The sequence below is a fragment of the Georgenia sp. M64 genome, assembly GCF_038049925.1.
GTDB lineage: Bacteria > Actinomycetota > Actinomycetes > Actinomycetales > Actinomycetaceae > Georgenia.
Map to the genome: position 1 here is coordinate 3,036,491 of NZ_CP145809.1, position 24,819 is coordinate 3,061,309.

Below are 24,819 nucleotides of genomic sequence, written 5' to 3' on the forward strand. Positions count from 1 at the left end.
CCGGATGAGCCCGGCGCAGGCCCCCACGACGGCCCGGGTCGACGTGTGGCTGTGGTCGGTACGGCTCTTCCGCACCCGGTCCCTCGCGACGGCGGCGTGCAAGGCCGGGCACGTCCGCATCAACGGCGAGCGGGCCAAGCCCGCGGCGCCCGTCGGCCCCGGGGACCGGGTGGTCGTGCGCGGCGGCGAGCGCGAGCGCGACGTCGAGGTCGTCCAGGTCCTGCTCAAGCGGGTCGGCGCGCCCGCGGCGGCCGCAGCCATGGTCGACCACAGCCCCGCCCCGCTGCCGCGCGAGGTGTTCGCTGTCCCGCGGCGCGAGCGGGGTGCCGGCCGGCCGACGAAGCGGGAGCGGCGCGACATCACCCGGCTGCGCGGCCACTGAGGCCGGGGCGACCGTGACCGGTGCCGGGTGGCACCAGGTGGTGCCCGGGACGCACCCCGTGGTGCACGCCAGCGGCACGGGGAGGCGCCGTCCCGGCGCCGTGACGCGGCGCCGGGACGGCGCCGATCGTGACCGGAACGCAACGAAAGTCCCAGGTCCGGACCGTGGCGACGCGCCAGAATGAGGCATGGACGCCGGCAGGCAGCTCGCCGACCGGGGATCCGGGAGGGACGTGGTGCGGGCCGTGCTCGCCACGGTCGCCGCCATGGCCCTGACCCTGGTCACAGTCGCGTGTCTGCCGGCCGACGGCCCGGGGCCGTCCGACCCGACCACCCAGACCCCCTCGGGGCCGGCGACCACCGGCCCGGAGCCCACGTCCGCCACCACCGGGCCCGCACCGTCCACCACCGAGCCCGCACCGTCCACGACCGAGCCGGCACCCGCCACCACCGAACCCGCACCCGCCACGACCCCGCCCGCACCCGCCACGACCCAGCCGCCACCCGCCCTCACCGAGCTGCCGGCCGCGTGGCGCGGCGTCGACGTCGAGGTGCTCCCCGGCGCCGGGCCGGTGGTGGCGCTGACCTTCGACGGCGGGGCGTCGGACGCGGCCGTCGCGCCGATCCTCGCCACCCTGGACCGGTACGACGTCCCGGCGACGTTCTTCGTCACCGGTGCCTTCGCGCGCACCTACCCGGGCGCCGTGCGGGCCATGGCGACGGCCGGGCACCCGGTGGGCAACCACTCCGACACCCACCCCTCGTTCGCCGACTCGACGAACGAGGTCATCCGCGCCGAGCTGGCCCGGGCCGAGGCGGCCATCTCGGCGCTGACCGGCCGGACCACCCGGCCGCTGTTCCGCTTCCCGTTCGGTGCACGGACCGACCTCGACGTCACCGTCGTCAACGGCGAGGGGTACGTGCCGTTCCGGTGGAGCACCGACACGCTCGGGTGGCAGGGCACGGAGGGCGGGATCACCGCCGCCGTCGTCGCCGACCGGGTGCTCGGCACCGCCCGGGACGGTCAGATCGTCCTCATGCACGTCGGGGCGAACCCCGACGACGGCACCACCTTCGACGCCGACGCGCTCCCGGCGATCATCGAGGGGCTGCGCGCACGGGGGTACGGCTTCGTCCACCTCGGCGGCGTCGTCCGCTGACGCCTCAGCCGGCCTCGGCGAGGGTGTGCCCGGCGAGGTCGTCGGCGAGGTCACCGGTGTGCCCCTGCCGGACCGCGCGACGGCCGAGCACGAGGGTGTAGGCCCAGTACGCGGCCAGGACGAGGGCACCGACGGCGATCTTCACCCCGGTCGGCAGCGGCGAGGGCGTCACGAAGCCCTCGACGAGCCCGGACACGGCCAGGACCACCACGAGGCCCATCGCGACGGTCACCAGCGCCCGGCCCTCCTGCGCCAGGGCGCGTGAGCGGCTGCGCCGGCCGGGCGCGAGCGCCGTCCAGAACAGCTTCAGCCCGGTGCCGCCCGCGATGAAGATCGCCGTGAGCTCCATGAGCCCGTGGGGGAGGATCAGGCCGAAGAACACCCCGAGGTCGCCGTGGACGGCCATGATGGCCCCGGCGTGCCCCACCCCCACGGCGTTGGCGTAGAGCACGTAGAGCGGGAAGACGCCGGTGATACCGAGCCCGATCACCTGCGCGGCGATCCAGGCGTTGTTCGTCCACACCTGCGCGGCGAAGTCCGGCGCCGGGTTGTCGGAGTAGTAGGCCTCGAACGCCTCCCGCGCGTACCTCTCGAGCTCCGCGGGGGTCCCCAGCTGCGCCATGACGGCCGGCGTCCCCGCGGCCCAGGCACCCACGACGACGGCGAGGCCGACCCACGCCACCATCACGGCCACCGTCCACCAGCGGACCCGGAAGAACGCCGCCGGCAGGGTCGTGGTGAAGAAGCGACCGACGTCGGCGAGCCTGAGCTCGTGGGCGCCGGCGATCCGGGCGCGGGCCTGGCCCAGCAGGGTCGAGAGCCGGCCCACGAGGTAGGGGTCCGGTGCCGAGGTCCGCAGCGCGGAGAGGTGCCCGGCGGTGGCCTGGTAGAGGCGGACCAGCTCGTCGACCTCCTGGCCGGTGAGGCGCCGGCCGCGGCTGAGCTCCTCGAGCCGGCGCCACTGCGGCTCGTGCACCGCGGCGAAGGCATCGGTGTCCACGAGCGTTACCCTGCCACACGTGAGCAGGACCACCGGGCCCCAGGCTGCGCTCGCCCGAGCCCGGCTCCAGGACGACCTCGTCGTCACCGGTGAGGCCGTGGCGCTCGACGTGCGCCCGGCGTCGGTGGGGGTGCGGATCCTCGGCGGCCTCGTGGACGCGCTCGTCTACGGCGGCGTCGCCGTCCTGCTCCTCGTCGCGGCCGGACGGGTGCTCACCGAGCTCAACCCCGCCCAGCTCGGCATCGTCCAGGTGGCCACCTTCGCCGGCGTGCAGGTGCTCGCCCCCACGGTCGTGGAGACCCTCTCCCGCGGCCGGTCCCTCGGCAGGCTCGCCGCCGGGACCTCGATCGTGCGGGACGACGGCGGTCCGGTGCGCCTGCGTCACGCCCTCGTCCGGGCGCTGGCCGGCGTGGGTGAGCTGTGGCTCACCGCGGGGTCCGTGGCCATCGTCGTCGCCGGTCTCAACCGCCGCGGGAAGCGCCTCGGCGACCTCCTCGCCGGCACCTACGCCGTCCGGGTCCGCGGCGGTGAGCGCCGCCCCGCACCCCTGCACATGCCCCCCGAGCTCGCCGGCTGGGCGGCCGGTGCCGACATCCGCTCCCTGCCCGACGGCCTCGGCCTCGCGGCGCGGTCCTACCTCACCAGGTTCGCCACGATGACGCCGGACGCCCGGGCCCGGATGGGGGCCGCGCTGGCGGCGGAGGTGGAGCCCTTCGTCGCCCCGCCACCGCCGTGGGGCACCCCGCCGGAGCGCTTCCTCGCCGCCGTCCTCGTCTCCCGGCGGGACCGTGAGCACGCGGCGGGCCTGCGGGCGCGCGAGCGCGAGACCGCGGAGTCCGCAGCGGTCGCCCGCCTGCCCCACGGGGTGCCCGACTCGCGCCGCGGCTGAGCCGCACCGGCACCGCGCCCGGTCAGAACCTCACCTCCGGCGCGGGCACCACGGCGACGCCGTCCGCGGCGAGCTCCTCCTCCACCTCGCGGGACAGGACCGCGGCGGAGGCGTCGTCGTCGTGGGTGGCGTGCGCACCGCTGGCCAGGACCACCGCGAAACCCGCCTGCAGCGCCGACCGGCTCGTGGCCCGGACGCAGAAGTCGGACTGCATCCCGGCCACGACGACGGTGCCGACGTCCTCCTCACGCAGGCGCGCGGCAAGGCCGGGGTTCGCCGCGAAGGCGTCGGAGACGTCCTTGTGCAGCACCAGCTCGCCCTGCGCCGGCGCGACGGCCAGCTCCCACCCGGGGGTCCCGGGCTCGTCGGGGTACCCGCGCGGGCCGTCGTTCTGGACGTGGACGACGACCGCGCCGGCCACGCGCGCGGCGGCCAGGAGCCGGTCGACCGCCGTCCGGACGCTCTGCGCCGTCGGGACCGCACCGTCACCCTCGAGCATGTTGCGCTGGGCGCCGAGGACGAGCAGGGCACTTCTCATGGAGCCAGTGTGCCGACGCCGGGCCACGAGGGGAACGGACCTCGGTCGCGGCGTATCCTCGAGACGTCACCTCCACGGCGGCGTCGCCGCGGCGGTGCTGCGACGACGCGCAGCGGGAGGGATCGGCATGGTCACCGGCGAGACGCGAGCCACCGGCCCGGTGAGCACCACGCCGGCCGGCCCGGCCCCGCGGACCCCGGGCCGCCGGACCCTCATACCCCCGGCGACGACCCCCCGGGCGCTGGTGCCCAGGACGCTCGTCCCCCGGGCGCTGGTTCCTCGCGCGCCCGCGCCCAGGGCGCTGGTTCCTCGCGCGCTCGTCCCCCGGGCCGTGGGCCCGCGTGCTCTCGTGCCCCGGACGCTCGCCACGCACGTCGAGGCCGCCCGCGACCGGCTGCCGGGGCGGCGGCTCGAGACGCGGCGGGCGCTGGGGCGGCGCCTGGTCATCACGGCGGACGACCTGGGGATCGACCCCGAGACCAACGCCGCCATCGTCGACCTCCTCGCCGCCGGGCACGCCTCCGCGGCCACCCTCATGCCGGTGGCGCCCGCGGCCCGTGACGCCGTCCGCCAGGTGCTCGCCCGGGCGGTGCCCCACCCGCGCCTGCACGTGACCCTCACCGGCGCCCGCGAGTTCGCCCCGTGGCACCCGCTCGCGGGCTCCGCCGTCCACAGCCTCACCGACGACGCCGGCGCCTTCCACGTCTCCGCCGCCCGGGTCGAGCGGGAGGGCGACCCGGACCACGTCGTCCACGAGATGACCGCCCAGCTGGGGTGGATGCACGACGAGGGGCTCGCGCCGGAGGCCGTCGACTCCCACTCCGGGACCCTGTACGGCATGCACGGACGGTCCTTCGCCGAGGAGGCCGTGCGCTTCGCCGCCCGCCACGGGCTCGCCCTGCGGGTCCCCCGGCGGCTGGGGACAGCCGCGGTGCTGGGGCCGCGCTTCCGCCGTGACCACGCCCGGGCCGTGACCCTGGCCGACGCCTCCGGCGTGCCGCTGCCCGAGGCGATGGTCAGCTGCTGGCTGCCCGGACGCCTGGTCCTGTCCTACGCCCAGCTCCGCGCCTCGGTCCTCGCCCAGCTGCGGCACCTGCCCCCCGGCACCTCCGAGCTGGTGGTGCACCCGGCGCCCCCGGGAGGGGCGGGCCGGCTCGTCCCGGCCGAGGGGCGCAAGCGGGTGTGGGAGCTGCGCCTGCTGCGCGACCCGGTCCTGCACCGCGAGCTGCGGCGCGAGGGCATCGAGGTGGTGCCGTCCTGGTAGCCGGCTCGGTGGGCGCCCGACGTCGTGGGGCGCGCCCGACGCGCGGTCGGACCGGCCCGTCAGGCCTCGAGCCGCAACGCCTGCCGCCAGGTCAGCGCGGTCCCGCCCTGCATGACGGCCCGCTGGTAGATGCGCTCGCCGACCCGCAGGAGCCCGTAGGCGGTGACGGCGGTGATCAGCACCGAGACCGCCGGCTCCCACAGGGCGACGTCGTCGCCGAGCATCCGCACCGGCATCGCCACCGAGGAGACGACCGGCACGTAGGAGGCGACGGTGAGCCAGACGTCCTCGGCGAACAGTCCGGCGAAGAACGCGACCATGATGACGCCCATGACCGGACCGGTGTTGCTCTGCAGGTCCTCGCTGCGCGAGGCGAGCGAGCCGAGCACCGCCCACACCGAGGCCAGCGCGGCGAAGCCCGCGAGGAAGAAGACGATGAACCAGCCCGAGACGCTGACGAGCCCGCCGAGGTCGGAGGCGAGGCCGGCGACGTTGACCGCCACCAGGGCGACGACGCCGTAGAGCAGGATCTGGGCGAAGGCGAGGAGCGAGTTGCCCAGCACCTTGCCGTACAGCAGCTGCCGGACGGGGATCGCGGCGGCGAGGATCTCGACCACGCGGTTCTGCTTCTCCTCCAGGACCGACTGGGCGATCGTCATCCCGAACATGATGGCCGCCATGTAGAACAGGAACGCGAAGACGAACGTCGCCGCGTAGATCGTGCCCTCCGGCAGCGCGCCGGGGTCCAGCAGCTCGGTGGTGAGCCCGGCGCCGGCGGCGAGCTCGTCCAGGCTCGTCCCGGCGGCCTCGGCGTTGACGGAGACGACGTAGGTCCGCACCCCCTCGGTGAGCACCGCGGTCAGGGACTCCCCGACGCCGTCCCGGCCCACCAGCACCCAGCCGCCGTCCTCGGCCAGGAGGGCGGCGTCGGCCTCCTCCGCCTCGACGGCCGCCCGGGCCTCGGCGGGCGACCCGACCTCGACGGCGGTGAGCGTGTCGCCCCCGGCCGCGGCCGTCTCGACCGCGCCGCGGCCCTCCGACGACGCGACGGCGACCCGGTGCTCCTCGGCCCGGCCCTCCATGAAGACGCTCAGGGCGACGCCGCCGGCGATGAGGGCGAGCGTGACGGCGGTCGAGACGAGGAAGTTGCGGTCGGTGAGCTTGACCATGATCTCCCGGACCGTCACCACGACCCACGGCCGCCGCGGGGGTCTGGTGGTCCCGGGCCCGGCGGTGGCGGGAGGTGCGTCGGTCGTGGTGGTGGTCATCGCAGTGCCTCGCGGTAGATCTCGGACAGGGAGGGGACGATCGGGCTGAACTCGCGCAGACCGCGCTCGACCGCGGCGCGCAGGAGCGTCTCGCGGGCGGCGTCGTCGGCGAGCTCGACGACCGCCGTGGCGCCCTCGACGTCGAGGACCCGGACACCTGGGGCGCCGCGGACCCAGCCGGCGTCGACGGTGGCCGTGAGCCGGAACCGCAGGGGACCGCCCGAGCGCAGCTGCTCCGCGGGGCCGGCGGCCATGACCCTGCCGTCGGAGAAGATGACGAGGGAGTCGCACAGGCGGTCGACGAGGTCGAGCTGGTGGCTGGAGAACAGCACCGGCACGCCGTCGGCGAGCCGGTCGCGCAGGAGGTCGACCATCGAGTCGACGGCGACGGGGTCGAGACCGGAGAACGGCTCGTCCAGGACCAGCGCGACGGGTCGGTGCAGCAGCGCGGCGGCGATCTGGACCCGCTGCTGGTTGCCGAGGGAGAGCGACTCCAGCTTGTCGTGCCCGCGGCCGCCCAGCCCGAACCTGTCGAGCAGCCGTGCGGACTCGGCCTGCGCGTCGCGGCGGGTCATGCCCCGCAGCTGGCCGAGGTAGGTGAGCTGGTCGGTCACCGGCTGCTTGGGGTAGAGGCCGCGCTCCTCGGGCATGTACCCGAACCTCGCCCGGTCCGCCGCGGTCAGCGCTCGCCCGGCCCACCGCACCTCGCCGCCGTGGACGGCCAGGACCCCCATGACCATGCGCATCGTCGTGGTCTTGCCGGCACCGTTGGCCCCCACGAAGCCGGTCATGCGGCCGGGCTCGACGGTGAACGTCACGTCGTCGACGACCGTCCGCTCGCCGAAGCGGCGGGTGAGGTGCCGTATCTCGAGCGCGGGCGCCGGGCCGGGTGCTGTGGCTGAACCGTTCATGGTGCTCCTCCAGGTGTGGACCTGTTCTCAGGCTAGGGAGCGGACCGACGGTCGCGGATCCCTCCTTGGACGGGGATCGTGGCGCCGGCGCTCCCCCGCGCGGCGGGGCCCGCCGCCGGACGGGGCTCAGCCGGCCAGACCGGTGCGGTAGGCGAAGACGACGGCCTGGACGCGGTCGCGCGAGGCGGTCTTGGCCAGGACGTTGGAGACGTAGGTCTTGACCGTCGACTCCCCGAGGTAGAGCTCGACGGCGATCTCGGCGTTGGACAGCCCGCGGGCGAGCAGCCCGAGCACCTCCCGCTCCCGGGGGGTGAGCGCCTCGATCGCCCGGCGGTCGGCCGGGGCGGGCCCGGGTGCGGCGGTCGGCGCGTCGGTCGGAGCGGCCGGTGCACCCGGCTCCCGCCGCGACGCCGGGTGGTCGCCCACGAGCCGGGCGATGACCCGCAGGGTCGCCTCCGGGGCCAGCAGGGCGTGCCCGCCGGCGACGGCATGGACGGCGTCGACGAGGTCGTCGGGGTCGGCGTTCTTGAGCAGGAACCCGCTCGCACCCGCCGCGAGGGCGTCGAAGAGGTAGTCCTCGCGGTCGAACGTGGTGAGGATGACGACCTTGCCGAGCCCCCGCGCGACGATCTCCGCCGTCGCGGCGATGCCGTCCATGACGGGCATCTGGACGTCCATGAGCACGACGTCGGCGGGGGTCCGGGCGAGCACCGCGAGGGCCTCGGCGCCGTCCGCCGCCTGCCCGACGACCTCGATGTCGTCCTCGACGGAGAGGACCATGGCGAAGCCCGAGCGCACGAGGGACTGGTCGTCGACGAGGACGACCCGCACGCTCACGAGGCGCTCCGCAGGGGCAGCCGGGCGCGCACCCGCCAGCCGCGCGCGCCCTCCCGGGGGCCGATCTCGGCCTCGCCGGAGTGGAGCTGCACCCGCTCGCGCAGGCCGCGGAGCCCGTACCCGGAGCCGGCGGTGCCGGACCGCGGGGCTCCGTCGTCGACGACCTCGACCTCGACCCACCGCGCCGCCGCTGCGGTCGTGCCGGTGCGGACCGTGACGCTCACGCGGGCCGCGGTGGAGTGCCGCCGCACGTTCGCGAGCGCCTCCTGCGCCACCCGGTAGACGCACAGGGCCAACGGTCCGGACAGCCCCAGGAGGTCGCCCTCCCGCTCCTCCACCACCGTCAGCGTGACGGCGAGGCCGGCGGCCCGGTGGGTGTCGGCGAGCTCGGCCAGCTCCCGCAGCCCCGGCTCGGGTGCGCGACCGTCCTCCCGTCCGGCACCGGTCTCGCTACGTAGCACGCCGAGCAGCGAGCGCATCTCCGCCACGGCGTCACGGCTGCTGGACTCGATCGTCCGCAGGGCCTGCGCCGTCTCCCCGGGGTCGCGCGGCAGGACCCGCCGGGCGGCAGCGGCCTGGATGCCGATGACCGAGACGTGGTGCGCGACGACGTCGTGGAGCTCGCGCGCGATCCGCAGCCGCTCGTCGACGACGGCCCGCCGGGCCAGCTCGGCCGCCTGCTCGCGGATCTGCGCCGCCTGCGCGGCCAGGCGCTCGCGCTGGAGGGCGCCGCGCCAGGACGAGCGCCCCACGAGGATCGCCCCGCCGAAGTAGGCGAGGTTGACCACGGCGCTGTAGAGCACGGCCGCCGTCAGCTGCGGCAGCGGGCCGTCGGGCTCGCCGTAGTTGGCCGCCGCCTCCTCGAAGCCGGCGGTCACGGTGAAGTAGGCGACCACCCACAGCGTCATCGCGAGCAGGACCAGGCCCATCGCGATCCACAGCGGGCGCCGGTCACGCGCCCAGGCCACCGCGGTGTACAGGGCCGTGAAGTAGGCGACCTGGAAGGCGATCTGGAAGGCGGCTTCGGGGCTGAGGTACGACAGACCCACGAACAGGCCCGAGGACGCCAGGAGCACCGCGAGGGGGTAGCGCCGGCGCGCGGCCAGCGGCAGGATCATCGCGGCGGTCGCGACGTACGCCCGCCAGGTCTCCTCACTCTCGTAGCGCATGCCCATGGACTTGGCCACGGCCACCATCGCCAGCGCCACCACGAGGAACGCCAGGGCCCCGGCGACGTCGTTGCGCAGCTGGGCGGGCGTGGGGCCGGGCCGCTCCCACCACGGGTCCGCCGGGTCGTTGAGCCAGGCGTTGAGGCGGGCGCCGCGCGGGGTCCCCGCGGGGTCGCCGAGCCCCTCGTCCCCGGCGAGGGCGGACCCGGTGTCCGGGTCCGGCCGCCGACCGGTCAGCGTGCTGGGCATGGAGCCCACCCTAGTTCGCGGCTCCCACGCTCCCCCTCCGCCGTCGGAGGGACCGAGAGCGGCCCCTCCTCCGCCGCGAGGGGGAGCGAGCGGGCCGGGATCAGTCCACCCGCAGCGTGTACGCCGGCACCGTGAGGAAGGTGGGGAACTCCTCCCCGAGGGCGACCTCGGCGAAGAGCTCGGCGGCCTGCGCGACCCGCCCGCGGCGCACGGGATCGCCGGCTGCCTCCGCCGTGAGGGTCGCGGTCTCCTCGTCGAGGACCGTCCGGACGAGCCCGCCGGTGACCGTGACGCCCTCGGCGGTGCGGGTGCCGTTGCGGATCCACTGCCACACCTGGGACCGGGAGATCTCCGCCGTCGCGGCGTCCTCCATGAGGCCGCCGATGGCCACGGCACCACGACCGCCGAGCCACGCCTCGAGGTAGCGCAGGGCGACGGCGACGTTGGTCCGGACGCCGGCGAGGGTGACGTGGCCGGGGGTGGCGGCGACGTCGAGGAGGTTCCGGGCGGTGACGTGGACCTCCTCCCGGGTGCGCCACAGCTGGTTCGGGCACCGGCCCAGGGCGTCGTCGAACACGTCGCGCACGTAGCCGACCATGCCCGGGTGCGCGACCCACGACCCGTCGAACCCGGCCTCGGCCTCCCGCCGTTTGTCGGCGCGCACGAGGGACTCGACCTCGGCGTCGCGCACCGGGTCCCTGCTCGGGATGAAGGCGGACATGCCGCCGATCGCGTGCGCGCCCCGCTTGTGGCACGTCCGCACGAGCAGCTCGGTGTAGGCGTGCATGAAGGGGGCGGTCATCGTGACGTCCGCCCGGTCGGGCAGGACGTAGGCGGGGCCGGAGTCCCGGAACTTCTTGATCACCGAGAACAGGTAGTCCCAGCGCCCGGCGTTGAGGCCGGCGGAGTACTCGCGCAGCTCGTAGAGGATCTCCTCCATCTCGAACGCGGCCATGATCGTCTCGATGAGCACCGTGGCCCGCACGGTGCCGCGGGCGATCCCGAGGTCCTCCTCGGCGAAGGCGAAGACGTCGTGCCAGAGCCTGGCCTCGAGGTGGTTCTCGAGCTTGGGGAGGTAGAAGTACGGCCCCGTGCCGCGGGTGACGAGCTCGGCCGCGTTGTGGAACAGGTACAGCCCGACGTCGACCAGACCGGCGACCATCGGCTCACCCCCGACGCGCAGGTGCTTCTCGAGCAGGTGCCAGCCGCGGGGACGCACGACGATCGTGGGCAGGTCCCCCTCCCGCAGGCGGTACTCGCGGCCCTCCGGCGAGGTCCAGGAGATCTCCCGCCGGACGGCGTCGCGGAGGTTGACCTGCCCGTCGACGACGTTGGCGAAGTGCGGGGTGTTGGCGTCCTCGAGGTCTGCGAGCCACACCTTCGCCCCCGAGTTGAGGGCGTTGACGGTCATCTTGCGCTCGGTGGGGCCGGTGATCTCGACCCGCCGGTCGACCAGGCCGGGCGCCGGCGGGGCCACCTGCCACGAGCGGTCGTCGCGGATGTGCCGGGTCTCGGGCAGGAAGTCGGGCAGCCGGCCGACGACGAGCTGCTGCCGCCGCTCGTGGCGGGCGGTGAGAAGCTCGGCGCGACGGGCGGCGAAGCGGGTGTGGAGCCGGGCGAGGAAGGCCAGGGCCTCCCCGGTCAGCACCGTCGTCGCTCCGGGGACGTCGGTGAGGACCTCCACCGCGGGCCCCGGGCGTGGCGCCGGGCGTGGCGTCCGGACCGGAGCGGACGCCGGGGTGGACGCGCTGGGGGCGACCACCCGCAGCGGGGCCGGGTCGGCGGTGCGCCGGGGCGGGGCGACGACGAGGCGGGTGGGGGTGGTGCCGGCGGTGGTGGTCATCTCGGTGTCCTTCCGTGCTCGTCGTGCCTAGTGGAACTGCTGCTCCTCGGTGGAGCCCCGCAGCGCGAGGGTCTCGCTGTCGGGGTTGATCGCCGTGGCGACGAGGTCGAAGTACCCGGCGCCGACCTCGCGCTGGTGCTTCGTGGCGGTGTACCCGTGCTCCTCCGCCGCGAACTCCTTCTCCTGGAGCTCGACGTAGGCGCTCATCCCCCGCTCGGCGTAGCCGCGGGCCAGCTCGTACATGCCGTAGTTGAGCTGGTGGAAGCCGGCGAGGGTGATGAACTGGAACTTGTACCCGAGCGCCCCGAGGTCCTGCTGGAACGTCGCGATCTGCTCGTCGGTGAGGTTGGCCCGCCAGTTGAACGACGGCGAGCAGTTGTACGCGAGCAGCTTGCCCGGGTGGTGCTCGTGCACGGCCTCCGCGATCCGGCGGGCCAGGCCGATGTCGGGCGTCGCGGTCTCGACCCAGATGAGGTCGGCGTACGGGGCGTAGGCCAGCGCCCGGGCGATGACGGGGTCCGGGCCGGGCTCCGTGCGGTAGAAGCCCTCCGGGGTGCGCTCCCCGGTGAGGAACGGCTGGTCGGTGGGGTCGACGTCGGAGGTGATGAGGTTCGCGCCGAGGGAGTCGGTCCGGGCGACGATGACCGTCGGGACGTCCAGGACGTCGGCAGCCAGGCGGGCCGCGTTGAGGGTGCGCACGTGCTGGGAGGTCGGGACGAGGACCTTCCCGCCGAGGTGGCCGCACTTCTTCTCCGCCGCGAGCTGGTCCTCGTAGTGGATGCCCGAGGCGCCGGCGTCGATCATGGCCCGGGCGAGCTCGTAGGCGTTGAGGGCCCCACCGAAGCCGGCCTCGGCGTCGGCGACGATCGGGGCGAACCAGTCGGTGCCGTCCTGCTCCTCGGACCAGCTGATCTGGTCCGCACGGCGCAGCGCGTTGTTGATCCGGCGCACGACGGTGGGGACGGAGTTGACGGGGTAGAGGGACTGGTCGGGGTAGGTCTCGCCCGCGGTGTTGCCGTCACCGGCCACCTGCCAGCCGGACAGGTAGATGGCCTGGAGGCCGGCGCGCACCATCTGGACGGCCTGGTTGCCGGTGATCGCCCCGAGGGCGTGGACGTAGTCCTCGGTGTGCAGGAGCTCCCACAGTCGCTCGGCGCCCCGACGGGCGAGGGTGTGGTCCTCGCGCAGCGTCCCCCGCAGCCGCACGACGTCCTCGGCGGTGTAGCTGCGCCGGACCCCCGCCCAGCGCGGGTCGCTCGCCCAGCGACGCTCGAGCCCCGCGGCCTCGGTGCGGATGCGCTCGGCGGTCGTGGTGGCGGTGGTCGGCTCCAGGGTGGTCGTCATCGTGTGCTCCTCGATCGGGGCTCGCGGCCCGTGAACTTCTGCGTGCCTCCACTGTGGCGACGTGACCTGGCTCACAGACAGCGGTAGATTGCGTGAAGTTCGACCGATCTTCACCGAGGGAGAAGAAAGTGCTGGAGGAGCCTGAGGTCGACCTGCCAACGCTCGGACGCCGGGTCCGGCACGCGCGGCAGCAGGCAGGTCTGACGCTGGCGGACCTGGCGGCGCGCGTGGAGCGGGCTCCGTCCCTGCTCTCGCAGATCGAGAACGGCCGCCGCGAGCCGCGGCTCGCCCTGCTCTCCCACGTCGCCCGCGAGCTGGGGGTCACGGTCGCGGACCTCATGCGCCCGGAGGCTCCTTCCCGTCGCGCGGCGCTGGAGCTGGCGCTCGACCAGGCCCAGTCGCGACCGCAGTACGCGGCGCTGGGCCTGCCGCGGGTGCGGGCCGGCGCGAAGGTGCCCGACGAGGCGCTCGAGGCGCTCGTCGGCCTCCACGAGGAGCTGCAGCGCCGGGCCGAGATCCGCGCGGCCACACCCGAGGAGGCCCGGCGCGCCAACGCCGCACTGCGGCACAAGATGCGTGCGCGGCACAACTACTTCGCCCACATCGAGTCGCTCGCGTCGGCGATCTCCGCCGCCGTCGACCACACCGCGGGCCCACTTACCGAGCGCGGTGTCGCCGCGGTGACCTCCCACCTCGGATTCACGCTCCACCGGGTCACCGACCTGCCCCGCTCGACGCGCTCCATCTCCGACCTGCGCAACCGCCGGATCTACCTGCCCGTCGAGGTCCGCGGCGGGCACGACCCGCGGCTGATCGTCCTGCAGACGCTGGGCCACTTCGCCCTGGAGCACTCCGACCCCACGGGCTACGCCGACTTCCTGCGCCAACGTGTCGAGGCGAACTACTTCGCGGCCGCGCTGCTCATGCCCGAACGACCTGCCGTGGACTTCCTCGCCGCGGCGAAGGCGGAGCGGTCCCTGGCGATCGACGACCTCCGGGACACCTTCGCCGTCTCCTACGAGACCGCCGCACACCGGTTCACCAACCTCGCCACCGAGCACCTCGAGCTGCCCGTGCACTTCATGCGCGTCGGTGAGGACGGTGTCATCTACAAGGCGTACGAGAACGACCGGGTGACGTTCCCCACCGACGTCACCGGGGCGATCGAGGGGCAGATCGTGTGCCGGTACTGGGCCTCCCGGCAGGTCTTCCACAACCCCGACCGCTACGCCACGCACTACCAGTACACCGACATGGGGCGGGGCACGTACTGGTGCACCACCCACGTCGAGCGCACGACCGACGGCGACTTCGCGATCGACGTCGGTGTGCCGTTCGAGCACGTCAGGTGGTTCCAGGGCCGAGAGACGACGCTGCGGGCGCAATCGTCCTGCCCGGACCCGGCCTGCTGCCGCCGGCCACCGGCGGACCTCGCCGACCGGTGGTCCACGCACGCCTGGCCGAGCGCCCGGGCCCACAGCCACCTCCTCGCCGCCATCCCACCGGGGACGTTTCCCGGTGTCGACGACACCGAGGTCTACGAGTTCCTCGACCGGCACAGCGTCACCGACGCGCGGGTGCGGTGAGGCGCCCCACGTGCCGGTGGGTGCGCCACGACGCGGGGCGCGCGTCGGGGCGGAGTGCGCGTCGGGGCGGAGTGCGCGTCGGGGCTGGGGTCACCACCCACGCCTGTCCGACCGCACCCGTGCCCTCTCGGGCACGACGAGCAGGTCCCCGGGACGCATGCCCAGGGCAGGGGCGAGCCGGCCGACGTCGTCGAGCGACCAGGGCACCTTCCCGGTGGCCCGCTGGGAGATGGCGGGCCGTGACCGTCCGACGATCTCCCCGAGGTCCTGCTGGGTCAGGCCGCGACGTGCGGCCTCGTAGCGGATGTTGGCGGCGACCACAGCACCCAGACCCTGGGCCCGGAGATCCGGCAGGTCGTCGAACAGGCCCTCGTAGGCCATGTGCTCGTACATCCTTCCTCCGATCCTCCCACTTTGCTCCATGTCAGCATCGCCGAGACCGGCGTGCCGTGACGCCGCCGTCCCCAGCCTCCGTGATCGACGACCACCCACAGGCTGGTGAGGCATGGGTGAGTGCCCGGACCCCGCCGCCTCGGGCTGACGTGGGTCATCCGCGGGGAGCCCCGCCGCCACTCGCCCATGGCTAGCGAGGCGGACGGGTGGGGGGACGTTGTTCAGAGCCATGTCGGCGATCCGGACTTCGCGCTCGCCCAGACGTCACAGACGTCCGATTTGTGCTCACCCGTCGGCAGATCGAGCATGCTCAGCCGAACACATCGCGGCACGCTCGTCCGGCCCTCAGGCCACCCTCGAGCATGCTCAGCCCGCCCTCGAGCCCGATCAGCGGGAACGGACGCCTGCGACGAGGATAGAGCCCCGTGGTGTGGTGTAACTGAGCCGGCTGCGTGAGCGGCTCTGCTGGGTTTGACTATGCCGTCTTCAGGGCGGGCGCGTCGACCTCCTCGTCGGTGTGTCGGCCGGTGGTGATCGCGGTGGGTGCGGTCGGGTGCAGCTTGGTCATGGAGGCCTCGGAGAGGTAGCGGCGGTCGGCGGCCTGCCACTCGTCGTGGGCCTCGATCAGGACCGCGCCGACGAGGCGGTCCAGGGCGGGGACGTTGGGGAAGATCCCGACGACGTCGGTGCGGCGCTTGACCTCGCGGTTGAGCCGTTCGATGGGGTTGTTGGACCAGATCTTGGTCCAATGGGCCTCGGGGAAGTCGGCGAAGGCGGTGATGTCGGCCTTGGCGCCGAGGAGCATGTCCGCCACGGCGGGGAAGCGGCCGGCGAGCATGTCGGCGACGGCGTCGACCTGCTCGCGCACCGCCTTCGCGCCGGGCTGGGCGAAGATGGTGCGGATGGTCGCGGCGACCATCTCGGCGTTGCCCCGGGTGACCCTGGCCAGCACGTTGCGCATGAAGTGGACCCGGCACCGCTGCCACGCGGCTCCGGGCAGCACGGTGGCGATCGCGTTCGTCAGGCCGCGGTGGGCGTCGGAGATGACGAGCTGGACCCCGGCCGGGGAGGCCTCGGTGGTCACGGCCAGGCCCCGGTCGCGCAGGGAGCGGAGGAACTCGGCCCAGAACGCCTCGGTCTCGCTGTCACCGACCGCGTGGCCGAGGATCTCCCGGCGCCCGTCGATCGTGACCCCGGTGGCGATGACCACCGCCTGGGTGACCACCCGCCCGCCGATCCTGACCTTGCAGTGCGTGGCGTCGAGGAAGACGTAGGGGAACCAGGTGTGGTCCAACGGCCGGTCCCGCCAGGTGGCCACCTCCTCGTCCAGGGCGGCGCAGATCCTCGAGACCTCGGACTTGGAGATCCCGGACTCGATGCCCAGGGCGGTGACGAGGTCGTCGACCTTCCTCGTGCTCACCCCGTGGACGTAGGCCTCGCAGATCACCGCGTGCAGGGCCCGGTCGACCCGCCGGCGCGGGGCGAGCAGGGAGGGGAAGAACGACCCGGTGCGGGTCTTGGGGATCTTCACCGTGATGTCCCCGGTCGCGGTCGAGACGAGCTTCTCGCGGGTGCCGTTGCGCCGGGTCGTGCGCTCTGGCGTGCGCTCGTGCGGCTGGGCGCCGATGTGCGCGCTCGCCTCGGCGTCGATCAGGTCCTGCAGCGCCGAGCCGAGCAGCCGGCGCATCACCTCACCCTCCTCGGCGTGCAGAAGTGTGTCGAGCAGGGCAAGCAGGGCAGACTGGTTCTTGGCCATCGTGTGATGCCTCTCTACGAGTTCTTGGTCGTTCTCGCAGAGCCTCACGCGGTGGCCCCTCCATGTGTAGGACCGACACGACCGCCGTGTCCCGAAGGGCCCGAGGGGCCACCAGGCCAGTTACACCACTCGATGGGACTTACCCGCGACGAGATCGAGCGTGGGTGCCAGGAACGAACTTGGCGTCCGCTTCGGCGCACACGGTTCTCGATCATCCGACAGGCGCTGAACCAACACCTCGACGGGAGGCCTGCTGCCGGGCGCAGCCCCGTGGTCCCTGGCGCGGCGCTGCCTCGGCTGGGACCATCGAAGCCATGCGTGGCACCCGCGAATGGCTCAACCCGCCCGCCGACGTCGTCCAGCACGACGACGCGCTGACCGTCACGGCCGAGCACGGCTCGGACTTCTGGCGCGAGACCCTTTACGGGTTCACGCGCGACTCCGGGCACGCGCTGCTGGTCCCCGTCGAGCCCTCCGGCTCGCTCGAGGTCAGCTTCTTCGTGAGCTTCGACGGCCGGTACGACCAGGCCGGGCTCATGCTTCGCAACGACGCCGCACACTGGATCAAGGCCGGGGTGGAGATCACCGACGGCGCCCCGCACGTCGGCGCCGTCGTCACCCACGGCCGCTCGGACTGGTCGCTCGCGCCCGTCCCGGAGTGGGCGGGCCGCGAGGTGACGGTACGCGCAAGCTGGGCGGCCGGTGCCGTCACGCTTCGTGCCCGACCGGACGGTGAGGCCTGGCGGACGATCCGGGTCGCCCCCTTCGAGGTCGGGGCCGCGACGGGCGCCGGTCTGTACCTGTGCGCGCCCGAGCGCGCGGGGACGGTGGTGACCTTCACCCGGGTGCGCCACGGCAAGTCGGACACCGACCTGCACGAGGACCCGCCCACCGCCTGAGCTGAGCCCGGCGGGCCGGCGGGCGGTGGGGCACCGGCCGGGCCGCGACCGTCCTACGGCGCCACGGCGAAGACGCCGTGCGCGCCACGCTCGGCGTCGACCATCGCGTGCGAGACGAACGGGTACGTGCCGGCCTCCGGGAACGTCAGCTCGACGAACCCGCCCTGGGCCGCGACGAGCGGCAGCACCTGTGCGCCACCGGTGGGCTCGCCCGCCGCCCCCGGGCCCCCGAGCAGGTAGGCACCCTCGGTGTAGACGGTGTCGAACTGACCACCGACCACGTGGAAGGCGCTGCCGCGTGAGGGTCCGGCGTCGAGGACCCACACGCGGACGCGCTCACCCACCCGGGCGGCCAGCGGCTCGTGGTCGTACTGGTTCGCGTAGCCGTTGAAGACGACCAGGTCCGGCTGCTCGGCACCGATCTTGGTGGCGTCGGCGGGCCCGCCGACCGACCCGAGGTAGACCTCGGACTGGACGAGGACGTACTCACGGTCCACCGGTGCCAGTCCGGGCGGGTCGACGATCACCGCACCGAACATGCCGTTGGCGATGTGCATCGACATCGGCATGGTCGAGCAGTGGTACATCCAGATCCCGCTGCGGGTCGCAGTGAACCGGTAGGTGAGGGACTCCCCGGGTGCGATGGTGCGCATGGGCCGGTCCGGTGCGAGGGCGCCGGCGTGGAAGTCGATCGAGTGCCCGATGGTCCCGTCGTTGACGAGGGTGATGTCGAAGACGTCCCCGACCGATCCCCGCAGCGTCGGACCCGGTGCCGTGCCGCCGAACGTCCACCGTTCCTGCTCGACGCCCGGAGCCACCTCGACCGTGGTCTCGGAGACGGTGAGCGTGACCTCGTGCACGGTCGCTCCCGGTGCCGGCGCCAGGGCGGCGTCGTGGGCGGAGAAGCCGGCACCGGGGGTGGCCATGAGGTCGAGGAGGTCCGCCGCGGCCGGGCCGTCGGCCGGGCCGGCGGGGTGGTCACCAGAGGCGGCGTGGTCGCCGGACGTGGCCTGATCGTCGGCGTCGGCAACGTCGCCGGGGGCGGCGTCATCTCCGGCGGTCGCCCGCTCGCTCGGGACGCCGGAACCGGTGACGACGACGTCGAGGGTCATCCCCATCTGCCGGTGCCCCGCCACGGAGCACCACCCCTCGAGGTCGGCGCCGACCACCCCCGCCTCGAGCGTCGCCCGCTCCCCCACCCCGAGGCGTCCGGTCGTCGCACCGCTGGCCAGGACGAGGTCGTGCACATCGGCGCCCGTGTTGGTGAGCTCGATGACGAGCTCGTCGCCGGCGGGGACCTCGACGACGTCGGGGACGAACCGCATGCCCTCCACGCGCACCTCGACGGTCGTGGTGCGGCCGGTCGCCGCGACACCGGCCGCGGCCGAGGCCGTGCCGAGGCCGGCCGCGGCGGGGTCGCCCGCGACCCCGAGGACGACCGCGAGGGCCACCGCCGCGGCACCCCACACCCCGCCGAGCCGGCGCGGCTGCGCCGGCGGGCCCAGCGGCAGGTTCGTGGCGAGCAGGTCGCCGTCCCGGCGGCGCGCAGCGCGGCGGCGCTCGAGGCCCGCGCGGGCGAGGAGGACGAGGAACGACGCCAGCGCGGCGAGCCCCAGCAGGGAGGTGGTCACCCGCACGAGCGAGGGCAGGGGCAGGACGAAGAGGACGAGGCAGGCGTTGGTCACGACGACCCGGGCGCCCGCGGCCCGGTCCATCTCCCGGTTCACGGCCCGCACCACCGACGGTCCGCCACCGAGCATCACCGGCGCGAGGTAGCTGAGGGCGCCGAGGAGCACCTGCGCGGCGAAGCCCACCGCGAACGGAGCCACCAGCGCGCCCAGGCGGTCCGGGACGTCGGCCGGCGCCGGAGCTGTGGCGACGATGACGCCCAGCGCGGCGGCGGTCCCGGCGAGCCACGCCACCGCCGCGGCCGCGGAGAGGGGCGCGAAGGACCGCGGCGGACTCACCCGGGCGACGGTCACCATCGGCCGGACGAGGACGCCCAGCCCTGTGAGGTAGACCGCGATGCCCGCCGGCACGGCGAGGGCCAGGCCCGCGAGCGACCCGGCGGCCGCGACGGCGACGCCGGCCAGGAGCAGCCACAGGGCGCGTCCCGCGGCGAGCGGCGCGCTCTCGACCATCTTCGTGCGCAGCATCGTCGGCCACAGCACCACGAGGGTGCCGAGGACGGTGAGCCCGACGAACCCGAGCAGCATCACGCTGACGTGCGCCCCGTACAGGCCCGCGTGGGTGGCGGCGTCGGCGCCCGGCCGGGCGAGGAGCACGCCCAGCACGGCACCGGTCGCGAGCGCCCCGGCGGCGGCGAGGTAGTAGCGCGACAGGGCTCCGAAGCGGGCCATGAGGGCCCCGCGACGCTGGCGGGCGATGACCGCGCCGTGCACGAGCGCGGTGGTGGCGACGAGGAGGCCACCGGACGTCGTCAGCGTCTCGTGGCCCGCCGACAGCCCGGCGACGACGCCCAGGGCGCCCGCGTTGTGGGCGGCGAGGCGCACCACCATGAACCGCTGGCCACCGGGGGCGGGCCGGCCGAGGAGGGTGTCGGCGAAGTGGGCGGACCAGATGAGGATCGCCGAGCCGACCGCCCCGAGAAGCAGGAGGTGGGTCATGAGCCACTCCGCGCCCGGCACCCAGCGGTGGACGACCGCGACCACGACCGCGGCGACGAGCCAGGCGACGACGACGGCGTTGACGCGCACGTGCCAGGTGCGCCTGTCCAGCCCGGGCGCGCTCATGCCCGGCGCTCCGTGCCGCGCACGGCCGACCACGCGGCCACGGCGACGAAGGCCAGCACGGCGACGATGTTCACGACGCCACCCACCTGCACCGCCCAGGTCAGTCCCCGCGCGTCGCCCACCGCCAGGCGCAGGACGAGGGAGGCGTGCAGGAGGACGACCGGCGCGTACATGAACCGGTGGTAGGGCAGCGGCCGGCGCAGCACCGCGGGGAGGATGACGGGGGCGTGGGCCATGATCATCGGCAGGACGAACCCGAGCATGACGGCGTGGAGGACGGCGTCGTAGGCCGGTCCCTCGACGACCTCCCCGCCCAGCGCCCAGATCGCCCCGGCCACCGCGAGCCACGCGTACCCGGCGAGCAGGCTGACGGCGACGAAGCGCGGCAGACCGGCTCCGGTGACCGTGCGTCGCGCGACGTCGCGCCGGGCCAGCCAGCCGGCCACCCCCAGGAGGGCGAGGCCGGTGAGGGTGTGCCCGACGTCGGGCGCGAGGAGGGACAGCGCGGCGGCCGCCAGCACGAGGATCGCGAGCGCCGTCGCCGACCGCCCGGCCCCGGGACTGAGCACGGCGACGCGAGCGAGCTCGAGCCGCTCGCCGAAGATGGTCAGGACGAGGTAGCCGGTCAGCCACGGGACGAGCGAGGGCACCGGGACCCCGCCGGCCCACAGGATCGCCGCGCCGAGCGCCATGACGGCGCCGAGCACCTCGATGGTGACGGCCGGGGCGGGCTGGCGGGCGTGGAGGCGGCCGTACACGGCGAGGGTGAGCACCTGGGCGAGGACCAGCAGGCCCTGGCCCACCCCGAGGGGAAGGGGGGAGACCAGGGCGAGGACGGCGAGCCCGGACACGGCGGGCGCGGCGTAGCCCCACGGCAGGCCGAGCGCGACCGCCCGCTCCAACGCGATGACGGTGCCGACGAAGCCGAGCACCATGAGCGGGCCGTGGACGGCAGGGAGCCGCTCGAGCCCGAGGGTCGGGCCGATGAGCTGCGGGAGGCCCAGCAGCCCGAGCGCGGCGTCGAGGCCGAGGATGAGGGCGATCCCGCCGGGGACGAGCAGTGCTCCGCGGAAGGCCGGCCGGCTTCGCCAGGGTCGCACGACCGGACGGGCGGCCGTGCGCACGGCCGTCGCCGCCACGGTGCCCGTCGCTCCCGTCACGGTGCCGGTCATGCCGGCCCGACCCGCAGGCCCGAGGCGCCGGCGTCGGCCCCGACGTGCAGGAGGCAGGCGCCCGGTTCGACGAAGGCCGCCAGGCTCACCTGGCCGGGCTCGACCCCGGACGAGGAGAGGATCTCCCGCGCCATGCCGAGATGGGCGTTGCACACGACCTCCGGCCGCTCCCGGGCCAGCTCGAGCACGGGGCAGCGTCCCAGCCGGACCGTGCTCACGGCGCCGTCGTGGTGGGTGCCGGAGTCGAACCCGGCGCGGTCGAGCATCGCGGCGAGGCGGTCGACGGCGTCACGGCGCACGCGGGCGGAGGGGACACGGGCCGCCGGCGTGGCACCTCCGCCGGCCGCTGCGGCACCTCCCCCCGGGGCACGGCCACCGGTGCCGTTCGCCGTCCGGTCGCCGGCCAGCTCCAGGTCCCGCTCGACGATGGCACGGCCCCAGGAGCGGCCGGCCTCGAGCGCGTGGTCGCGCAGCACCGGGCCGTCGGGGACGGTGCGGGTGAGGTAGGAGACGAGCACCCGGGCCAGGACCGCGTACTCCGGACTCGTGAACGACGCCTCCGGCGCGTAGGTGTACACCGACGCCGGGCGGCCGCGGCCGGCCGGCGGCAGGTGGTCGCGGCGCGCGAGGCCCGCCCGGGTCAGCGCCTCGAGGTGCTCGCGGACGGTGTTGGGGTGCTGACCGAGGATCTGCGCAACCCGGGTGACGGTGAGCGGCTCGTCCTGCTCGACCAGCTGGTCGAGGACCGCGCGACGCGGCTCGGAGAGCTGTGCCCGACGGTCGGCGCGGGACGGACGGGGACCTAATTTCTCCACGGTTCGACCGTACAAATTTCATTCCGCCCGGTCCAGGACCTTCGTCCCGCGCGACCGTGACGAACACCTCGTTCCGGACGCCTTGGCCCCGCAAAGGGTAACGATGGCGTAACGATCCCCCCGAGGCGTCGTCCAGGCGCCAGCCGCGCGCTCGCAACGAAAAAGCCCTGTTAGCACGGTCTCGGGGGCCGGGCGAGGGGGATGCGATCGCCGGCCGGAGATGTCACGGTGGGACGTCCCGGCGTGCTGCCGTGTCGAACTTCGAGGGCGGCCCGGGACGTCTCGTGCGGTGGCCGGTCGCCTCGTCCTCCGGACGCCGCTGCGCGGCCGACGGGTCGCGGTGGCTGTGGCCGATGGGTCGCGGTGGCTGTGGCCGATGGGTCGCGACCCGCCCGCCGGACGGTCGGGACAGCACGCAGGACAGCAACGACGGCGCCCGGTCCGGGCGCCGTCATCACGCGTGGACGACGCTCAGGCGCCGTCCACGCCGGAGGAAGAACGAGGTGAGCGTGAGCGCCATCCACGCCGAGCACGTCTACAAGGTCTTCGGCCGACGGCCCACCGAGGCCGTCCGACGGCTGGAGGAGGGACACAGCCGCGAGGACGTCCGCCCCCTGGGCACGGCCGCCGTCGTCGACGCCAGCTTCGAGGTCCGCCGCGGCGAGACGTTCGTCGTCATGGGGCTGTCCGGGTCGGGCAAGTCGACCCTCATCCGGATGCTCAACGGGCTCCTCGCCCCCACGGCGGGCACGATCTCCGTCGACGGCCGCGACATCTCCGGCATCGCCCCCGCCGAGCTGCGCGAGATCCGCCGGCGAAAGGTGTCGATGGTCTTCCAGCACTTCGCGCTGCTGCCCCACCGCACCGTGCTGGACAACGCCGCCTACCCCCTGGAGATCCAGGGCGTGGACCGGGCGAGCCGGCGAGAGAAGGCCGCCGAGGCGCTCGCCATGACGGGCCTGGCCGGCTGGGAGGACTCCCTGCCGTCCCAGCTCTCCGGCGGCATGCGCCAGCGCGTCGGCCTCGCCCGGGCCCTGGCCGCCGACACCGACATCCTCCTCATGGACGAGGCGTTCTCCGCCCTCGACCCGCTCATCCGCCGCGAGATGCAGGACCAGCTCGTCGAGCTCCAGGCGAACCTGGGCAAGACGATCGTCTTCATCACGCACGACCTCAACGAGGCCATGTACCTCGGTGACCGGATCGCCGTCATGCGGGACGGCCGCATCGTCCAGATCGGCACCGCGGAGGCGATCCTCAACTCTCCCGCCGACGAGTACGTCGCGCAGTTCGTCGCCGACGTCGACCGCTCCCGCGTCCTGACCGCCAGCTCGCTCATGACCCGGCCGGTCGTCACGGTCCCGCTGTCGGGCGGACCGTCCGTGGCGCTGCGGGCACTGCGCGAGGCGCAGGTCTCCGCCGCCTACGTCCTCGACCGGCGCCGGGTCCTGCACGGGTCGGTCTACGACGACGAGCTGCTCGTCGCCCACCGGGAGGGCCGGGAGAGCCTCGACGGGCTCGTCCACCCGGACTCCTCCGCCGTGGGGCCCGACGCCCCGCTGGCGGAGATGTTCGCCCCGGCGGCCGAGGCGCGGCTGCCCCTGGCCGTCGTCGACGAGCAGAACCGGCTCCAGGGCGTGGTGCCTCGCGTGGCGCTGCTCGAGGCGATGGCACCGTCCCCCGCGACCGAAGGAGCCACCCGATGACCTACCGCATCCCGCTCGGCGACTGGGCCGACTCCTTCGTCGGCTGGCTGACCTCCGCCCTCGGCGCCGTCTTCGACCTGCTCGGCGCCCTCCTGCGGGGGTCTTACGACCTCGTCTTCCCCGTCCTGGCCACACCCCCGTTCCTGGTGGTGGCCGTCGTCCTCGCCGCGGCGGCGTTCGCCGCGAAGGGCTGGCGCCTCGCCGTCGGCAGCCTCCTCGGGTTCGCCGTGATCCGCGGGGTGGACCAGTGGGACAACGCCATGGCGTCGCTGGCCCTGGTGCTCGTCGCCAGCGTCATCGCCCTCGCCGTCGGCATCCCGGTGGGGATCTGGGCCGCACGCAACGCGCGGGTCTCTGCCGCCGTGCGCCCCGTGCTGGACTTCATGCAGACCATGCCGGCATTCGTCTACCTCATCCCCGCCGTGGTGCTCTTCCGCGTCGGGGTGGTCCCCGGCCTGGTGGCCACGATCATCTTCGCCCTCGCGCCGGGCGTGCGGTTCACCGAGCTCGGCATCCGGCAGGTCGACGGCGAGGTGGTCGAGGCCGGCCACGCCTTCGGCGCGACGCCGGGGCGCATCCTGCGCCAGGTCCAGCTCCCGCTCGCCCTGCCGACCATCATGGCCGGCGTCAACCAGGTGATCATGCTGGCGCTGTCGATGGTCGTCATCTCCGGGATGGTCGGCGCGGCAGGGCTGGGCCAGGACGTCGTCCAGGCCCTCCAGCGGGTCGACATCGGCCTGGGCTTCGAGGCCGGGCTGTCCGTCGTCGTCCTGGCCATGTACCTCGACCGCGTCACCGCCGCCCTGGGCGACCGCTCCCCCGTCGCGCGGGCCCTCAAGGTCCGCGCCGCCGCCTGACCGCGCGAGCCGCCCGGGCTGCAGGCCCG

At 74.5% G+C, this 24,819-nt stretch carries 21 protein-coding genes; 8 read left to right on the forward strand and 13 right to left on the reverse strand.

Annotated elements, in window-relative coordinates:
• Positions 1 to 4: 4 nt before the first annotated feature.
• Both AAEM63_RS13610 and AAEM63_RS13615 read left to right on the forward strand, forming a co-directional pair.
• Positions 5 to 382, forward strand: a complete 378-nt coding sequence (locus tag AAEM63_RS13610) for an RNA-binding S4 domain-containing protein (RefSeq protein WP_341358785.1) — start codon at positions 5 to 7, stop codon at positions 380 to 382.
• A gap of 187 nt (positions 383 to 569) precedes the next feature.
• The gene (locus AAEM63_RS13615; protein ID WP_341358786.1) at positions 570 to 1,541 is read left to right on the forward strand and encodes a polysaccharide deacetylase family protein; all 972 of its coding nucleotides are present in this window, start codon (positions 570 to 572) and stop codon (positions 1,539 to 1,541) included.
• Between the two features lie 4 nt (positions 1,542 to 1,545).
• On the opposite strand, the gene AAEM63_RS13620 is transcribed toward AAEM63_RS13615, so the two are convergent.
• The gene (locus tag AAEM63_RS13620; RefSeq protein WP_341358787.1) at positions 1,546 to 2,541 is read right to left on the reverse strand and encodes a stage II sporulation protein M; all 996 of its coding nucleotides are present in this window, start codon (positions 2,539 to 2,541) and stop codon (positions 1,546 to 1,548) included.
• Between the two features lie 19 nt (positions 2,542 to 2,560).
• Here AAEM63_RS13620 and AAEM63_RS13625 point away from each other — a divergent pair, with 19 nt between their 5' ends.
• Positions 2,561 to 3,430, forward strand: coding sequence for an RDD family protein (locus AAEM63_RS13625; RefSeq protein WP_341358788.1), 870 nt, complete (start codon positions 2,561 to 2,563; stop codon positions 3,428 to 3,430).
• Positions 3,431 to 3,452: 22 nt separating this feature from the next.
• Here the strand turns inward: AAEM63_RS13625 and AAEM63_RS13630 are convergent, their stop codons facing one another.
• On the reverse strand, positions 3,453 to 3,968 hold the full coding sequence (locus AAEM63_RS13630) for an isochorismatase family protein (RefSeq protein WP_341358789.1): 516 nt from the start codon (positions 3,966 to 3,968) through the stop codon (positions 3,453 to 3,455).
• Between the two features lie 349 nt (positions 3,969 to 4,317).
• On the opposite strand from AAEM63_RS13630, the gene AAEM63_RS13635 reads away from it, so the two are divergent.
• Positions 4,318 to 5,232, forward strand: a complete 915-nt coding sequence (locus tag AAEM63_RS13635; RefSeq protein WP_341358790.1) for a ChbG/HpnK family deacetylase — start codon at positions 4,318 to 4,320, stop codon at positions 5,230 to 5,232.
• Between the two features lie 59 nt (positions 5,233 to 5,291).
• Here AAEM63_RS13635 and AAEM63_RS13640 read toward each other — a convergent pair whose 3' ends face one another.
• The 6 genes from AAEM63_RS13640 to aceA all read right to left on the reverse strand — a co-directional run bounded on the left by AAEM63_RS13640 (position 5,292) and on the right by aceA (position 12,853).
• Positions 5,292 to 6,500: an ABC transporter permease gene (locus AAEM63_RS13640; protein ID WP_341358791.1), complete on the reverse strand. Its 1,209-nt coding sequence runs from the start codon at positions 6,498 to 6,500 to the stop codon at positions 5,292 to 5,294.
• Positions 6,497 to 7,411, reverse strand: coding sequence for an ATP-binding cassette domain-containing protein (locus AAEM63_RS13645; RefSeq protein ID WP_341358792.1), 915 nt, complete (start codon positions 7,409 to 7,411; stop codon positions 6,497 to 6,499). Before AAEM63_RS13645 ends, AAEM63_RS13640 begins: the two co-directional genes overlap by 4 nt.
• A gap of 126 nt (positions 7,412 to 7,537) precedes the next feature.
• Entirely contained in the window at positions 7,538 to 8,248 is a 711-nt protein-coding gene (locus AAEM63_RS13650; RefSeq protein ID WP_341358793.1) for a response regulator transcription factor, read from the reverse strand.
• Complete coding sequence (locus tag AAEM63_RS13655) at positions 8,245 to 9,666, reverse strand: sensor histidine kinase (RefSeq protein WP_341358794.1); 1,422 nt, start codon at positions 9,664 to 9,666, stop codon at positions 8,245 to 8,247. The genes AAEM63_RS13650 and AAEM63_RS13655 overlap by 4 nt, the downstream gene beginning before the upstream one ends.
• A 100-nt stretch (positions 9,667 to 9,766) precedes the next feature.
• Complete coding sequence (gene aceB, locus AAEM63_RS13660; protein WP_341358795.1) at positions 9,767 to 11,509, reverse strand: malate synthase A; 1,743 nt, start codon at positions 11,507 to 11,509, stop codon at positions 9,767 to 9,769.
• Between the two features lie 27 nt (positions 11,510 to 11,536).
• Positions 11,537 to 12,853, reverse strand: coding sequence for an isocitrate lyase (gene aceA, locus AAEM63_RS13665; protein ID WP_341358796.1), 1,317 nt, complete (start codon positions 12,851 to 12,853; stop codon positions 11,537 to 11,539).
• A 128-nt stretch (positions 12,854 to 12,981) separates the two neighbouring features.
• Between aceA and AAEM63_RS13670 the strand changes: the two genes are divergently transcribed.
• The gene (locus AAEM63_RS13670) at positions 12,982 to 14,439 is read left to right on the forward strand and encodes a helix-turn-helix domain-containing protein (protein ID WP_341358797.1); all 1,458 of its coding nucleotides are present in this window, start codon (positions 12,982 to 12,984) and stop codon (positions 14,437 to 14,439) included.
• Positions 14,440 to 14,529: 90 nt separating this feature from the next.
• On the opposite strand, the gene AAEM63_RS13675 is transcribed toward AAEM63_RS13670, so the two are convergent.
• Both AAEM63_RS13675 and AAEM63_RS13680 read right to left on the reverse strand, forming a co-directional pair.
• Positions 14,530 to 14,832 (reverse strand): helix-turn-helix transcriptional regulator, encoded by a 303-nt coding sequence (locus AAEM63_RS13675; protein WP_341358798.1) that lies wholly within the window; start codon positions 14,830 to 14,832, stop codon positions 14,530 to 14,532.
• A 475-nt stretch (positions 14,833 to 15,307) separates the two neighbouring features.
• Complete coding sequence (locus tag AAEM63_RS13680) at positions 15,308 to 16,588, reverse strand: IS256 family transposase (RefSeq protein ID WP_341358468.1); 1,281 nt, start codon at positions 16,586 to 16,588, stop codon at positions 15,308 to 15,310.
• A 314-nt stretch (positions 16,589 to 16,902) separates the two neighbouring features.
• On the opposite strand from AAEM63_RS13680, the gene AAEM63_RS13685 reads away from it, so the two are divergent.
• The gene (locus AAEM63_RS13685; protein WP_341358799.1) at positions 16,903 to 17,487 is read left to right on the forward strand and encodes a DUF1349 domain-containing protein; all 585 of its coding nucleotides are present in this window, start codon (positions 16,903 to 16,905) and stop codon (positions 17,485 to 17,487) included.
• A gap of 53 nt (positions 17,488 to 17,540) precedes the next feature.
• Here AAEM63_RS13685 and AAEM63_RS13690 read toward each other — a convergent pair whose 3' ends face one another.
• The 3 genes from AAEM63_RS13690 to AAEM63_RS13700 are packed head-to-tail and all read right to left on the reverse strand — an operon-like array spanning position 17,541 to position 22,227.
• A complete protein-coding gene (locus AAEM63_RS13690) occupies positions 17,541 to 20,240 on the reverse strand; it encodes a multicopper oxidase domain-containing protein (RefSeq protein WP_341358800.1) in 2,700 nt (899 codons plus the stop codon).
• Positions 20,237 to 21,412 carry a hypothetical protein gene (locus tag AAEM63_RS13695; protein ID WP_341358801.1) on the reverse strand — a complete coding sequence of 392 codons (1,176 nt, stop codon included), beginning with the start codon at positions 21,410 to 21,412 and terminating at the stop codon, positions 20,237 to 20,239. Before AAEM63_RS13695 ends, AAEM63_RS13690 begins: the two co-directional genes overlap by 4 nt.
• The gene (locus AAEM63_RS13700) at positions 21,409 to 22,227 is read right to left on the reverse strand and encodes a helix-turn-helix domain-containing protein (protein WP_341358802.1); all 819 of its coding nucleotides are present in this window, start codon (positions 22,225 to 22,227) and stop codon (positions 21,409 to 21,411) included. Before AAEM63_RS13700 ends, AAEM63_RS13695 begins: the two co-directional genes overlap by 4 nt.
• Positions 22,228 to 22,736: 509 nt before the next feature.
• On the opposite strand from AAEM63_RS13700, the gene AAEM63_RS13705 reads away from it, so the two are divergent.
• Together AAEM63_RS13705 and AAEM63_RS13710 are read left to right on the forward strand one after the other, a co-directional pair.
• The gene (locus tag AAEM63_RS13705; RefSeq protein ID WP_341358803.1) at positions 22,737 to 23,933 is read left to right on the forward strand and encodes a glycine betaine/L-proline ABC transporter ATP-binding protein; all 1,197 of its coding nucleotides are present in this window, start codon (positions 22,737 to 22,739) and stop codon (positions 23,931 to 23,933) included.
• Entirely contained in the window at positions 23,930 to 24,790 is an 861-nt protein-coding gene (locus AAEM63_RS13710; protein ID WP_341358804.1) for an ABC transporter permease subunit, read from the forward strand. The genes AAEM63_RS13705 and AAEM63_RS13710 overlap by 4 nt, the downstream gene beginning before the upstream one ends.
• The last annotated feature ends 29 nt before the right edge of the window (positions 24,791 to 24,819 follow it).

Bases quoted from the DNA above. Each gene is read 5' to 3' on its own strand.
- AAEM63_RS13610 (WP_341358785.1), top strand. From the start codon at position 5: ATGAGCCCGGCGCAGGCCCCCACGACGGCCCGGGTCGACGTGTGGCTG.
- AAEM63_RS13615 (WP_341358786.1), top strand. From the start codon at position 570: ATGGACGCCGGCAGGCAGCTCGCCGACCGGGGATCCGGGAGGGACGTG.
- AAEM63_RS13630 (WP_341358789.1), bottom strand. From the start codon at position 3,968: ATGAGAAGTGCCCTGCTCGTCCTCGGCGCCCAGCGCAACATGCTCGAG.
- AAEM63_RS13640 (WP_341358791.1), bottom strand. From the start codon at position 6,500: ATGACCACCACCACGACCGACGCACCTCCCGCCACCGCCGGGCCCGGG.
- AAEM63_RS13645 (WP_341358792.1), bottom strand. From the start codon at position 7,411: ATGAACGGTTCAGCCACAGCACCCGGCCCGGCGCCCGCGCTCGAGATA.
- AAEM63_RS13655 (WP_341358794.1), bottom strand. From the start codon at position 9,666: ATGCCCAGCACGCTGACCGGTCGGCGGCCGGACCCGGACACCGGGTCC.
- aceB (WP_341358795.1), bottom strand. From the start codon at position 11,509: ATGACCACCACCGCCGGCACCACCCCCACCCGCCTCGTCGTCGCCCCG.
- aceA (WP_341358796.1), bottom strand. From the start codon at position 12,853: ATGACGACCACCCTGGAGCCGACCACCGCCACCACGACCGCCGAGCGC.
- AAEM63_RS13675 (WP_341358798.1), bottom strand. From the start codon at position 14,832: ATGTACGAGCACATGGCCTACGAGGGCCTGTTCGACGACCTGCCGGAT.
- AAEM63_RS13680 (WP_341358468.1), bottom strand. From the start codon at position 16,588: ATGGCCAAGAACCAGTCTGCCCTGCTTGCCCTGCTCGACACACTTCTG.
- AAEM63_RS13685 (WP_341358799.1), top strand. From the start codon at position 16,903: ATGCGTGGCACCCGCGAATGGCTCAACCCGCCCGCCGACGTCGTCCAG.
- AAEM63_RS13690 (WP_341358800.1), bottom strand. From the start codon at position 20,240: ATGAGCGCGCCCGGGCTGGACAGGCGCACCTGGCACGTGCGCGTCAAC.
- AAEM63_RS13695 (WP_341358801.1), bottom strand. From the start codon at position 21,412: ATGACCGGCACCGTGACGGGAGCGACGGGCACCGTGGCGGCGACGGCC.
- AAEM63_RS13710 (WP_341358804.1), top strand. From the start codon at position 23,930: ATGACCTACCGCATCCCGCTCGGCGACTGGGCCGACTCCTTCGTCGGC.